This window comes from Trichlorobacter sp., from assembly GCF_034008105.1.
Lineage (GTDB): Bacteria > Desulfobacterota > Desulfuromonadia > Geobacterales > Pseudopelobacteraceae > Trichlorobacter.
Genome location: NZ_JAVEPN010000001.1, coordinates 190,323 through 202,473, shown reverse-complemented (window position 1 = coordinate 202,473; position 12,151 = coordinate 190,323). Strand labels below are relative to the sequence as shown.

At 60.5% G+C, this 12,151-nt stretch carries 11 protein-coding genes and 1 pseudogene; 3 read left to right on the top strand and 9 right to left on the bottom strand.

Annotated features, from left to right (window positions below; all coding sequences use genetic code 11):
* Positions 1–4: 4 nt before the first annotated feature.
* The 9 genes and pseudogenes from argB to larB all read right to left on the bottom strand — a co-directional run bounded on the left by argB (position 5) and on the right by larB (position 9,845).
* On the bottom strand, positions 5–883 hold the full coding sequence (gene argB / locus RBQ93_RS00960; RefSeq protein ID WP_320370124.1) for an acetylglutamate kinase: 879 nt from the start codon (positions 881–883) through the stop codon (positions 5–7).
* A 7-nt stretch (positions 884–890) separates the two neighbouring features.
* Complete coding sequence (locus tag RBQ93_RS00955) at positions 891–1,991, bottom strand: sensor histidine kinase (RefSeq protein ID WP_320370123.1); 1,101 nt, start codon at positions 1,989–1,991, stop codon at positions 891–893.
* A gap of 15 nt (positions 1,992–2,006) precedes the next feature.
* A complete protein-coding gene (gene alaS / locus RBQ93_RS00950; RefSeq protein ID WP_320370122.1) occupies positions 2,007–4,637 on the bottom strand; it encodes an alanine--tRNA ligase in 2,631 nt (876 codons plus the stop codon).
* Positions 4,638–4,677: 40 nt separating this feature from the next.
* On the bottom strand, positions 4,678–5,157 hold the full coding sequence (locus RBQ93_RS00945) for a regulatory protein RecX (protein WP_320370121.1): 480 nt from the start codon (positions 5,155–5,157) through the stop codon (positions 4,678–4,680).
* The gene (locus RBQ93_RS00940; RefSeq protein ID WP_320370120.1) at positions 5,147–6,307 is read right to left on the bottom strand and encodes a type IV pilus twitching motility protein PilT; all 1,161 of its coding nucleotides are present in this window, start codon (positions 6,305–6,307) and stop codon (positions 5,147–5,149) included. Before RBQ93_RS00940 ends, RBQ93_RS00945 begins: the two co-directional genes overlap by 11 nt.
* Before the next feature lie 27 nt (positions 6,308–6,334).
* Entirely contained in the window at positions 6,335–7,339 is a 1,005-nt protein-coding gene (recA, locus tag RBQ93_RS00935; RefSeq protein WP_320370119.1) for a recombinase RecA, read from the bottom strand.
* A 92-nt stretch (positions 7,340–7,431) separates the two neighbouring features.
* Positions 7,432–7,908: pseudogene (locus RBQ93_RS00930) on the bottom strand (CinA family protein); the annotation flags it as partial.
* Positions 7,904–9,094, bottom strand: a complete 1,191-nt coding sequence (gene larC, locus RBQ93_RS00925) for a nickel pincer cofactor biosynthesis protein LarC (RefSeq protein ID WP_320370118.1) — start codon at positions 9,092–9,094, stop codon at positions 7,904–7,906. The pseudogene RBQ93_RS00930 and the gene larC, both read right to left, overlap by 5 nt.
* A 1-nt stretch (position 9,095) precedes the next feature.
* The gene (gene larB / locus RBQ93_RS00920; protein ID WP_320370117.1) at positions 9,096–9,845 is read right to left on the bottom strand and encodes a nickel pincer cofactor biosynthesis protein LarB; all 750 of its coding nucleotides are present in this window, start codon (positions 9,843–9,845) and stop codon (positions 9,096–9,098) included.
* A 187-nt stretch (positions 9,846–10,032) separates the two neighbouring features.
* Here larB and RBQ93_RS00915 point away from each other — a divergent pair, with 187 nt between their 5' ends.
* The 3 genes from RBQ93_RS00915 (at position 10,033) to RBQ93_RS00905 (ending at position 12,144) form a co-directional block, all read left to right on the top strand.
* Positions 10,033–11,316: a 3-isopropylmalate dehydratase large subunit gene (locus RBQ93_RS00915; protein WP_320370116.1), complete on the top strand. Its 1,284-nt coding sequence runs from the start codon at positions 10,033–10,035 to the stop codon at positions 11,314–11,316.
* Positions 11,317–11,343: 27 nt separating this feature from the next.
* Positions 11,344–11,871, top strand: coding sequence for a 3-isopropylmalate dehydratase small subunit (locus tag RBQ93_RS00910; protein ID WP_320370115.1), 528 nt, complete (start codon positions 11,344–11,346; stop codon positions 11,869–11,871).
* A gap of 87 nt (positions 11,872–11,958) precedes the next feature.
* Entirely contained in the window at positions 11,959–12,144 is a 186-nt protein-coding gene (locus RBQ93_RS00905) for a twin-arginine translocase TatA/TatE family subunit (RefSeq protein WP_320370114.1), read from the top strand.
* Positions 12,145–12,151: the final 7 nt, after the last annotated feature.

Sequence of the window (12,151 nt, the reverse complement as noted above, 5' to 3'; positions counted from 1 at the left end):
TTGGTCACGCGGTTATCTCCGTACCGATGCCGACGTCGGTAAATATCTCCAGCAAAATGGAATGTTCCATCCGTCCATCAATGATGTGGGCTTTCTTGATGCCATCGTTCAGCGCCTCAGCACAGCAGACCACCTTGGGGATCATGCCGCCGGTGATCGATTCATCGTCTATCAGGCGATGCATCTGGGCCACGCTGATCTTCTGGATCAGCTTTTTGTCCTTGTCCAGCACACCGGGGGTGTCAGTCAGCAGGATCAGTTTTTCGGCATTCAGGGCAGCCGCCACCCTGCCAGCCACCACATCGGCGTTAATGTTGTAGCTCTCACCTTCCGGGCCCACGCCGACCGGAGCGATCACCGGCAGATAACCGCCCTGCTCAAGTACGCGGATCAGATCGGTGTTAACCTTGATCACATCGCCCACATAGCCGATATCCACCTGTTCAACGGTGCCGTTGTCTGCCGGCACCTCCTGCAGCAGTTTTTTGGCCAGCAGCAGGCTGCCGTCCTTGCCACACAGTCCCACCGCCTTGCCGCCATGCTGGTTCAGATAGCCGACCACCTCTTTGTTGACCTGGCCCACCAGCACCATCTCAACCACGCCCATGGTCTCACTGTCAGTCACCCGCATACCGCGCACAAACTCGGAGACGATCCCGTACCGTTTGAGGGTCTGATTGATCTGGGGGCCGCCACCATGCACGATCACGGCGTTGATCCCCAACGACTTAAGCATGATCACGTCCAGGGCAAAGGACTCTTTCAGGCGCTCGTCCGACATGGCGTGGCCGCCGTACTTGATCACAAAGGTCTTGCCGGCGAAACGCCTGATGTAGGGCAAGGCCTCCATCAGTGTGTTGGCTTTATCGATCAGCTGTTTCACGATTGGTTCACTCCTCTTCCGTCTTGAGACTGATGGTGACGGTTGTGCCTTGCCCCTGTTCACTGCTGATACTGATGCTGCCACCGTATTGCCGGATGATCTCGCGGGCACAGAACAGGCCCAGCCCGAAGCCAGGCACTTGGCCGGTGGCGTCAGGGTCCACCTGATAGAACCGTTCGAACACCTTGGGCATCTCTTCCGGCGGAATGCCGCAACCGGTATCCTGCACCACGATCTCGGCATGGTCCGGTCGCCGCAGCAGCGTAATCGTTACGGTGCCGTTCCTCTCAGCAAACTTGAAGGCATTGTCGATCACCTGCTGCAATGCGAACAGCAGGCGTTCACGGTCGCAGGCAACCCGTGATGCCGCCGACAAATCAATACTCAATTTCACATCAGACCTGCCGGCACTCCACTGAACCGCCTCGGCGGCAGCTCGCACCAATTCAGCCAGATCGCAGCTGCTCAGTGCAACAGGTGTGGTTGGCAGCATGACCTGATTAAAGCGCAACAGACTCGCCACGAGCCGCGACAAGAACTGCAGGTCTTCGCGCATGGAACGCAGCCGCTCATGACACTCCGCCTCAGGACTGAACTGCGCGGCATAACGTTGCAACTCCTCAAGGGCTAGCGATAATGAGGTAATCGGCGTCTTCAGCTTATGAGAAATCAGTGCGAGAAACGAGCCTTTCAGGCTATCCAGACGTTTGAGCGTGGCGATCTCATCTTTCAGCGCCTTTTTGCCCAACGCCTTCTGCACCGTTGTCCGCAGCTGAAGAATCTGCAGCGGCTTGTTAATGAAATCGTCCGCATCCTCCTTGAGCGCGCTGAGAATGACCTCTTTATCGCCGAAGCCGGTCATGACGATCACCAGCGCCCCAGGGTCCAGCTGCTTGAGCTGCCTCAGCAACTCAAGACCACTGCCGCCGGGCATCATCACATCGGTCAGCACCAGGTCGATCCGCTCTGACTGGTAGAGATCTAGTGCCTCACGCATCGAACCTGCCTGCAGGACACGGTACTCCTTGAGGGCGTGACCGCACAGATCACGGATGACCTGTTCGTCATCCACCACCAGCACGGTAAGCTGTTGCTCTGCTGCTGCCACGGGACCGTTCGCTTTCTAGGACAACAGGCCTGCTACGGCCGCCAGTGCCTCGCTCAGTTTTTCCGGCTGGGGCCCGCCTGCCTGGGCCAGTTCCGGCTTGCCGCCACCGCGCCCACCAACCACCGGCGCCAGCTTGGCCACCAGCTCGCCGGCCTTGATCCGGTCGGTCAGGTCGCTGGTCACCGCCACCAACAGATTGGCCTTGCCGTCCAGCTCGGCCCCCAGTACCAGCACGCCTGAGCCCAACTTGTCCCGCAGCTGATCGGCCAGGTCACGGAGCGCCTTAATGTCGGCCACCTGCACCTTGGTTGCCAGCAGCTTGACGCCGGCCACCTCCTGCAGCTGGGACAGCAGATCCCCTGACTGGGCGGCGTTCAGCTTGCCCTGCAACGCGTCAAGCTCCCGCTGTAGTTCACGCTGACGCTCCACCAGCTTTTCAACCCGCTCGATCAGCTTGCTGCTGTCGGCCTTGAGCAGGTCGGCCACCGAGCGGCGCTCATCCTCCAGACGACGGACGAACTGCAGGGCGTTGAAACCGGTGGCCCCTTCGATCCGCCGCACACCGGCAGCGATACCGCCCTCGGAAAGGATCTTGAACAGACCGATATCGCCGGCGGCCCGCACATGGGTGCCGCCGCACAGCTCGGCACTGATCTCGCCCACCCGTACCACCCGCACCGTATCGCCGTATTTCTCGTCAAACAGGGCGGTTGCACCGCTGTCCACTGCCTCCTGCATCGCCATTTCACGCACGTTCAGCTCAGCGTTGTCCATAATCCAGCCATTGACCAGATTCTCGATCTGTTGCAGTTCCTCAGCGGTCACGGCGGTGAAGTGGGTAAAGTCAAAGCGTAGACGCTCCGGCTCCACCAGCGAACCGGCCTGCTTGACATGCTCCCCCAGCACCTGACGTAGGGCGGCCTGCAGCAGGTGGGTGGCGGTATGGTTGCGGGCCGTGGCACGGCGTTCATCCACCGCCACCGTCAGATTGATCGCATCGCCGACCTTGATGGCCCCTTCCTTAACCTGGCAGTGATGCACCACCAGATCGGTGAAGGGACGTGATGTGGCAACCACGTCAAGGTGCGCACTGCCGGAGGAGATACTGCCGGTATCGCCCGCCTGGCCGCCGGACTCACCGTAGAAGGGGGTGGTCTCGCAGGTCAGATCTACCCGGTCGCCGGCGGCGGCCGATTGCACCTCGACGCCATCCCGTAGCAGGGCCGTGACCGGCGCAAAGGCGGTCAGTGCGCCATAACCAACAAAGCTGGACCGCAGGCCACGGTTGTGCAGCTCCTTATAGACATCGGCAATACCGGCCACGCCGGAGCCTTTCCAGTTCTCACGCCCCAGTTCCCGCTGGCGGGCCATGCAGGCCTCGAAACCGGGTTCATCCACGCCGAATCCTTCAGCCCGCACGATATCTTCGGTCAGATCAACGGGAAACCCGAAGGTGTCGTACAACTTGAAGAGGGTCTCGCCGGGGATTACCGACTGGCCTTGTGCCCTCAGGCTGGCCACCTCTTCGTTCAGGATTGCCAGGCCACGGTCGAGGGTCTCGTTAAAGCGCTCTTCCTCGGCCAGGATCACCTTGCGGATATAGGTCTCACGCTCGGCCAGCTCCGGATAGGCCTCGCCCATCATCTCCCGCACCGCATCCACCATCCGGCACAGGAGCGGCTCAGCAACGCCGAGCATCTTGGCATGGCGGGCGGCCCGACGCATGATCCGACGCAACACGTAGCCGCGGCCCTCGTTGCTGGGCAGGGCGCCATCACAAATCAGGAAGGTCACGGCTCGGCAATGGTCGGCAATGACCCGCATCGAGACGCTGTCCTTTTCGTTGGCACCGTATTTTTTGCCACTGTGGCGTTCGATATGACGGATGATCCCTTGCAGCAGGTCGGTGTCGTAGTTAGAACGGACCCCCTGCATGACGGTGGTGATCCGCTCCAGCCCCATGCCGGTGTCCACGGCCGGTTTGGGCAGCGGGTGCAGCACACCGTCGGCAGTGCGGTTAAACTGCATGAAGACGTTATTCCATATCTCCATGTAACGGTCGCAGTCGCACCCCACAGCACAGTCCGGCGAGCCGCAGCCCACCTCGGGGCCGTTGTCCCAGAAGATCTCGGTGCAGGGGCCGCAGGGGCCGGTATCACCCATGGACCAGAAGTTGTCCTTCTCGCCAAAACGGTAAATCCGCTCGCGGGGCACCCCTTCCTGCTGATGCCAGATGTCGGCCGCCTCGTCGTCGTCGGTAAAGACCGTGACGTACAACCGCCCCTTGTCCAGCTGCAGGTCCTTGGTCAGGAACTCCCAGGCAAAGGCGATGGCCTCTTTTTTGAAGTAGTCGCCAAAGGAAAAGTTACCCAGCATCTCGAAAAAGGTGTGGTGACGGGCAGTACGGCCCACATTTTCCAGATCGTTGTGCTTGCCGCCGGCCCGTACGCACTTCTGCGACGAGGCGGCCCGGTAGTAACCCCGGTCCTCCATGCCCAGAAAGCAGTCCTTGAACTGGTTCATGCCGGCGTTGGTAAACATCAGGGTCGGGTCGTTGTGGGGGATCAGCCCCGAGCTGGGCACCACGGTGTGACCCCGCTCTTCGAAGTACTTCAGAAAACGCGCGCGAATCTCTGTTCCGGTCATCTGCTACATCCCTCTCCTATAAAAAATCGAGTTATCTATTTCAATCAACCTGTTGGCGGCGGTCCAGCAGTTGCCGGATCACCCCAGCGCCAAAACCGCGCCGTTGCAGAAAGCCGATCACCCGGCGACGGTCGCGGTCATCGCTGGCACCAGGATCAAAGCCGGCATAACGCCGGCTGATCAGTTGACGGGCCAGAGCGAGCTCTTCGCCGTCTTCTTGCGGGTCGGCCAGCAGTTCGGCAGCAACTTCAGCAGGCACGCCCCGTCGTTTCAGCTCTTGTCGCAAGCGGTAACCGACATACCGTCCGCTGGCACGGCACTGGGCAATCAGACGTTCCCCGTAACGATGGTCATCCAGAAAACGCTCCCCCACCAGCCGGGTCACGGCCTCTGCCACCTGCTCCGGCCCGTGGCCCCGTTGTTCCAGCTTACGAGCCAGGGAGGCAACGGTGTAGTCACGACCGGCCAGCAGCCGCAAGGCCGCCAGGTAGGCCTGGTCAGCGGGTTCGCTAACGCTCAACCTCAATCTTGTCTTCCTTCAGCACCGCATCCACCTGCTCTTCCTTATGCTCGAAGTTATCCCAGGTGGCATCGGAGGTAGACGAGATGCCGGACACCTTGAGGGCGAAGTCGTCCGGGTTGGAGCTCTGGCGCAGCGCCTCTTCATAGGTGATCAGCTTGGAGGTAAACAGCTTCATCAACGACTGGTCAAAGGTCTGCATACCATAGGAGACAAAGCCCTGGGAGATGGCGTCGTGCAGCTGCTTGGTCTTGTCCTTATCGTCAATGCACTCCCTGACCCGGGCGGTACCCAGCAGCACCTCCACCGCCGGTACCCGTCCTTTGCCGTCGGCCCGGGGCACCAATCGCTGGGAGATGATCCCCTTGACAATACCAGCCAGCTGGATCCGCACCTGACGCTGGTGGTAGGGCGGGAAGACACCGATGATCCGGTTGATGGTCTCCTGGGCATCCATGGTGTGCAGGGTCGACATCACCAGGTGACCGGTCTCGGCGGCGGTCATGGCGGTTTCCACCGTTTCGTAGTCCCGCATCTCGCCCACCAGGATCACGTCCGGGTCCTGCCGCAGGGCCCCTTTCAGTGCACTGGCAAAGGTGGGGGTATCAGTGCCTACCTCACGTTGGCTGATGATGCTCTTGTTGTCGCGATGCAGGAACTCTACCGGGTCCTCGATGGTAATGATGTTGCAGGTCCGGTTAGTGTTGATCTGATCGATCATGGCCGCCAGGGTGGAGGACTTGCCGGAACCGGTGGTGCCGGTCACCAGGATCAGCCCCCGTTCCTCCATGCAGAGCTTCTTCAGCACCGGCGGCAGGTTCAGCTCCTCCATGGTCGGTATCTTGACCGAGATGGAACGGAAGACCATGGCGATGGTGCCGCGCTGTTTGTAGGCCGCCACCCGGAAACGTCCCAGACCCGGCACAGCGTAGGCCAGATCCACCTCTGAGTTTTCCTCAAATATTCTGCGCTGACGGTCATTCATCATCGAGGTGGCCATGCCGTTGACCACATCCGGCCCCAGTCGCTGGGCGTTGGGAATCTGGTGCAGCTTGCCGTCGATGCGGACGATCGGCGGCAGACCGGTCTTGATATGGACGTCGGAGCCGCGCGCCTTGACCGCAATGGTAAGAATTTCGTTCAGATCCATGGAGCTACCTCCCGTGTTGTCGGGTTGTTAGTCCTCTGCCTTGGCTGCCGGTTTGATCAGCTCCATCAGCTTGCCTTCAATCTCGGCCAGCATGGACGGGTTCTCCTTCAGGAACTGGCGCGAATTTTCCCGGCCCTGACCGATACGCTCCTTGTTGTAGGAGAACCAGGCACCGCTCTTGTCGATAATGTTGCGATCCACCGCCAAATCCAGTACATCGCCGGTGCGAGAGATCCCTTCACCATAGAGGATATCGAACTCGGCCTCTTTAAAGGGCGGCGCCACCTTGTTCTTGACCACCTTGACCCGGGTGCGGGAACCGATCACCTGGTCACCCTGCTTGAGGGTGGCAATCTTACGGATATCCAAGCGCACCGAGGCGTAGAACTTGAGCGCGTTACCGCCGGTGGTGGTCTCGGGGTTGCCGAACATCACACCGATCTTCATCCGGATCTGGTTGATAAAGATCACGCAGCAGTTTGACTTGGAGATGATACCGGTCAGCTTGCGCAGGGCCTGTGACATCAGGCGGGCCTGCAGGCCCACATGGGCATCACCCATCTCGCCCTCGATCTCGGCCTTGGGTACCAGGGCCGCCACCGAGTCAACCACCAGCACGTCGATGGCACCGCTGCGCACCAGAGTTTCAGCAATCTCCAGGGCCTGCTCGCCGGTATCCGGCTGGGAAACCAGCAGGTCGTCGGTCTTGACTCCCAGTTTACGGGCGTAATTAATGTCCAAGGCGTGCTCGGCATCCACGAAGGCGGCGATGCCGCCACTCTTCTGGGCCTCGGCCACGATATGCAGCGCCAGGGTGGTCTTGCCGGAGGATTCCGGACCGTACACCTCGATCACCCTTCCGCGCGGTACGCCACCCACCCCCAGGGCCAGGTCCAGCGAGATGGCACCGGTGGAGATCGCCTCCACGCCGGGCAGCACCTCGTCATTGCCGAGCCGCATGATGGCCCCCTTGCCGAACTGCTTCTCGATCTGGGAAAGGGCGAGCTCGATGGCCTTGTTTTTATCGCTCACGGCGTGTACCTCCTTGGTACGAAAAGGGATGAAAGAGAGTTGTGAAACGTATCATAGAGAATCGGGCAGCGGCAAGCTAATTTGCGGGCAAATCAGCTTCTTTTCAGCCCCTCAAGTTGTTCTTTTAGCATGATAATGGCCTGATCAACCGCTTGTTGACGTACTTGACTACGATCGCCACCAAACCAGAACCGCTCCACCTGGCAGCTGTGCTGATCCGCCACTGCCATAAACACGGTGCCGACCGGTTTTTCATCCGTTCCGCCGCCGGGGCCGGCAATACCGGTAACCGACAGGGCCAGATCGCTGCCCATCAGTGTCCGCACCCCTTGCGCCATGGCCCGCGCCACCGGTTCACTGACCGCCCCATGTTCGATCAGCAGCGCCTTCGGCACCTGCACGGTATCCTCTTTAACCTGATTGCTGTAGGCCACCACGCCACCGTTAAAATAGGCCGAACTGCCCGGCATAGCCGTAATCCGGGCGGCAATCAGACCGCCGGTACAGGATTCCGCCAGGGCCAACGTCTGCCCTGTGGCCTGCAACAAACCGGCCAGTTCCTGATCAATGCCCATGGCCCTGTTCCTCCTGCAGGCGCCGCTGTACCTCGCGCAAGGGCACTTCCTGTTCTCGCGCAATCCGGCAACAGTCGTCATATTCAGGCTTGCAGCCCGCCATGCCGATCTTGAAACGCACCGGCCCATAACAGCTCATGCGCTGTTCCACCTGCCGCGGCTGGACGGTTCGCTGCAGCAGGTGGTGACGGACCCCCAGCGTACCGGTCTCGGCCATGACCAGTCGGGCCAAAGAACCGTAGTGTTCCTGACGGCACAGAAAAGACAGTTGCACGCCCGGTCGCTGCTTCTTCATCTGGATCGGCGTGTGCCAGGCATCCAGCGCCCCCTGTTCCAGCAGGCGCTGCAGGGTATAGCCCAACACCTCGCCGGTGACATCGTCCAGATTGCAGACCGCCTCAACAATGGTCTCTTCAGCACCGGCCAACGGCACTCCCAGCATGACGCGCAGCACGTTGGGACAGTCCTCAAAATCCTTCGTGCCGGCACCGTGACCGATCCGTTCGACGATCATGTCCGGCATGACGCGCAGCGGCTGGGCCAATGCCGCCAGTACCGCAGCGCCGGTGGGGGTTACCCGCTCACCGTTGCCACACTGGCCATGCACCGCCAGCCCCTTTAAAAGCTCGGCCGTGGCCGGCGCCGGCACCGGTAGCCGTCCATGGGCGGTCTCGACAAAACCTCCACCCAACGGCACTGCCGAGGTGTAGACCTGCTCAACGCCAAGCCAGTCCAGCCCAATGGCCACACCCACGATATCAACGATGCTGTCCGCTGCCCCCACTTCGTGAAAAGTCACCTCATCCACCGCCACCTGATGGGCCAGCGCCTCGGCCTCGGCCAGCCGCAAAAAGATCCGCTGCGACAACTCCTTGACACGTGCCGTTATCCCGCTCGTGGCAATCATCTCACGGATTGTGGCATAGCGACGATGGTGGTGGTGATGCCCGTTATGGTCATGGTGATGGTGTTCATCAGCCGGCAGCTGCACCATAAACTGACGCGCCGCCATCCCCTGGCGCATCACCGGCTGTTCAGCGAGCTCATAGCTCCCCTTGGGCAATCCCAGTTTGGCCAGTTCCTGCTGCAAATACTCGAAGGGCAGCCCCAGATCAAGCAGGGCCGCCACGGCCATGTCGCCGGCGATGCCGGCGGTTGCGTCGAAATAGATTGTTATCATCCTACACCCGGTTCATCAGGCTGGCAGCACAGGCGGCGCCGAAGCCATTATCGATATTGACCACTGTCACCCCGCTGGCGCAGGAATTCAGCATCCCCAACAGGGCGGCGATACCGCCGAAGGATGCGCCATAGCCCACCGAGGTCGGCACCGCGATCACCGGTCGGTCCACCAGCCCCCCCACCACCGACGGCAAGGCACCCTCCATGCCGGCCACCACAATCAGGACCGTTGCAGAACGGATCAGCTCCACCCGTGCCAGCAGACGGTGGATACCGGCCACCCCGACATCAAAGAGCTGCTCGACCTGGTTGCCAAGAAAACGGGCCGTTATCACCGCCTCGCTGGCCACCGGGATGTCGGAGGTGCCGGCCGAGATCACCAGGATCGTACCCTTCCCCTGCGGTTTGCTGGGCGCGGTTTCAACGGTCAGGCAACGCGCCTCGCAGTGATACTGCGCTGCCGGAAAGGTGCGCAGCAACTCATGGGCCTTCTCGGACTCAAGCCGCGTAACCAGCAGGTTGCTGCCCCGTTCAGCCATGGCCTGCATGATGGTACTGATCTGTCCGACGGTCTTGCCCTGGCCAAAGATCACCTCCGGTTGCCCCTGGCGCAGCCCCCGATGATGATCAACCTGGGCGAAGCCGATATCTTCGTAGGGCAGATGCCGCAACCGCTCCAGTCCTTCGTCGCTGTTCATGCTGCCGCTGGCGATCTGCTCCAGTATTGCGCGAATCTGTGACTCCTGCACACTGCCTCCTGATGGCCGATGCCTTGGTCGCTTTATACCACGCGCTCGCCAAATAGCCAGACCCCTGTTGAGCAGACAGGTTTATCCGCACGAAAACAACATGTTACCAGACCAAAGCTGTGGACTTCCCCAACTGATTCTGCTACATCTGGCTGGTATTCTGAGACACCGAAAGGAAGCTATTCGTATGGGCAAGACCACTGCTGAGAAGATCTTCGCCGCCCACTTGGTGGACGAACCGTTCAGCGGCACTAAGGTGCTGCGTCTGGATGTCGTGCTGTGCCACGAAATCACCACTCCGATCGCCATCGACGACCTGATCGTGCGCGGCAAGGACCGTGTCTTTGACGCCACCAAGATCAAGGCCGTCATCGACCACGTCACCCCTTCCAAGGACTCCAAGACCGCCACTCAGGCCAAGATTCTGCGGGATTGGGCCCGTCGTCAGGGAATCAAGGACTTCTTCGATGTCGGCGCCAACGGCGTCTGTCATGCCCTGTTTCCCGAAAAAGGCTTCATCCGCCCCGGCAACACCGTAATCATGGGCGACTCCCACACCTGCACCCACGGTGCCTTCGGTGCCTTTGCCGCTGGCGTCGGCACCACCGACCTGGAGGTTGGCATTTTGAAGGGTGTCTGCGCCTTCCGCGAGCCCAGAACCATTCGGGTCAACGTCAACGGCGCTCTGCCGAAGGGGGTCTATGCCAAGGATGTGGTGCTGACCCTGATCGGTCAAATCGGCGTTAACGGTGCCACCGACCGGGTACTGGAATTCCGCGGCTCCACCATCGACGCCATGACCATGGAGTCCCGCATGACGCTGTGCAACATGGCCATTGAGGCCGGCGGCACCTCTGGCATCTGCATGCCGGACATGACCACTGTCGAGTACCTCTGGCCGTTCATCCAGGGCGAGTTCACCTCCAAAGAGGCTGCTCTGGCTGACTATCAACAGTGGTGCTCCGACGCCGACGCTAGCTACGAGCAGACCATCGAGATCGACGCCGCCAGCCTGGTGCCGGTGGCCACTTACAACTACAAGCCGGACCAGGTCAAGCCGGTCACCGAGTTCACCGACAACAAGGTCGACCAGATCTACCTCGGCTCCTGCACCAACGGTCGCCTTGAGGATCTGCGGATCGCTGCCCAGATGCTGAAAGGCCGCAAGCTGGCCGAAAACGTGCGTGGCATCCTCTCGCCGGCCACCCCCAAGATCTACCGTGAGGCCATGAAGGAAGGACTGATCGACATCTTCCTGGATGCCGGTTTCTGCGTTACCAACTCCACCTGCGGCGCCTGCTTGGGGATGAGCAACGGCGTGCTGGCAGATGGCGAGGTCTGCGCCTCCACCACCAACCGCAACTTCAACGGGCGTATGGGCAAGGGCGGCATGGTGCATCTGATGTCGCCGGCCACTGCTGCGGCAACTGCCATTGAAGGTAAGATCGCTGACCCCAGAAAATACCTCTAACACTCGATCGCATACAAGGAGCACGTCATGAAAACCTTTGGCGGGCCGGTCCTGTTTCTGGATCGTGCCGACATCAATACTGACGAGATCATCCCGGCCAAGTACCTGACCGAGATCACCAAACAGGACCTGAAACCGTACATACTGGAGGACCTGAAGCTGGAGGGCTTCGACCCCAAAGGCCCCAAGACAAAAAATGCGCGCGTGGTGGTCTCCCGCGCCAACTTCGGCTGCGGCTCATCCCGCGAACATGCCCCCTGGGTCTTCGAAGTCAACGACATCACCGCCGTGGTGGCTGAGTCCTTCGCCCGCATCTTCCGCCAGAACATGTTCAACTGCGGCATGGCCGCCATCGAGCTGCCCAAGGCCGACCTGGACCTGATCTTCTCCCATGCAGGCGACGCCGATGCCAGCATGACCATCGACATCGAGGCCCAGACCCTGACCATGTCCGGTGGCGGCCAACAGAAGACCTTCAGCTTTGAGCTGTCTCCCTTTGATAAGGCGCTGGTGATGGCCGGCGGCTGGGTGGATTACGCTGACACCAAGTACTGACGTATACGGCTGTCACGCAGGTAGCCACTTGATTTTTTACTACGCACCATAGATACTGCTGACACTGAATTTGCGTGAGGAGGTCACATGTTTGGATTTGGCATGCCGGAACTTATCGTAATCTTGGTGATTGTATTGGTGGTATTTGGCGCAGGACGCCTGCCCGAGATCGGCGCCGCCTTTGGCAAGAGCATCAAGAACTTCAAGAATGCCTCAGAGGGTAAGGACGAGATCGAGATCAAGCCCAAGAAGGAAGACGACAAACAGGCCTGACACAGAC

What these genes read in the sequence shown, in the direction of transcription:
- RBQ93_RS00905 (WP_320370114.1), top strand. Translation starts at nt 11,959, where the DNA reads ATGTTTGGATTTGGCATGCCGGAACTTATCGTAATCTTGGTGATTGTA.
- RBQ93_RS00940 (WP_320370120.1), bottom strand. Translation starts at nt 6,307, where the DNA reads ATGGATCTGAACGAAATTCTTACCATTGCGGTCAAGGCGCGCGGCTCC.
- RBQ93_RS00915 (WP_320370116.1), top strand. Translation starts at nt 10,033, where the DNA reads ATGGGCAAGACCACTGCTGAGAAGATCTTCGCCGCCCACTTGGTGGAC.
- alaS (WP_320370122.1), bottom strand. Translation starts at nt 4,637, where the DNA reads ATGACCGGAACAGAGATTCGCGCGCGTTTTCTGAAGTACTTCGAAGAG.
- larC (WP_320370118.1), bottom strand. Translation starts at nt 9,094, where the DNA reads ATGATAACAATCTATTTCGACGCAACCGCCGGCATCGCCGGCGACATG.
- RBQ93_RS00910 (WP_320370115.1), top strand. Translation starts at nt 11,344, where the DNA reads ATGAAAACCTTTGGCGGGCCGGTCCTGTTTCTGGATCGTGCCGACATC.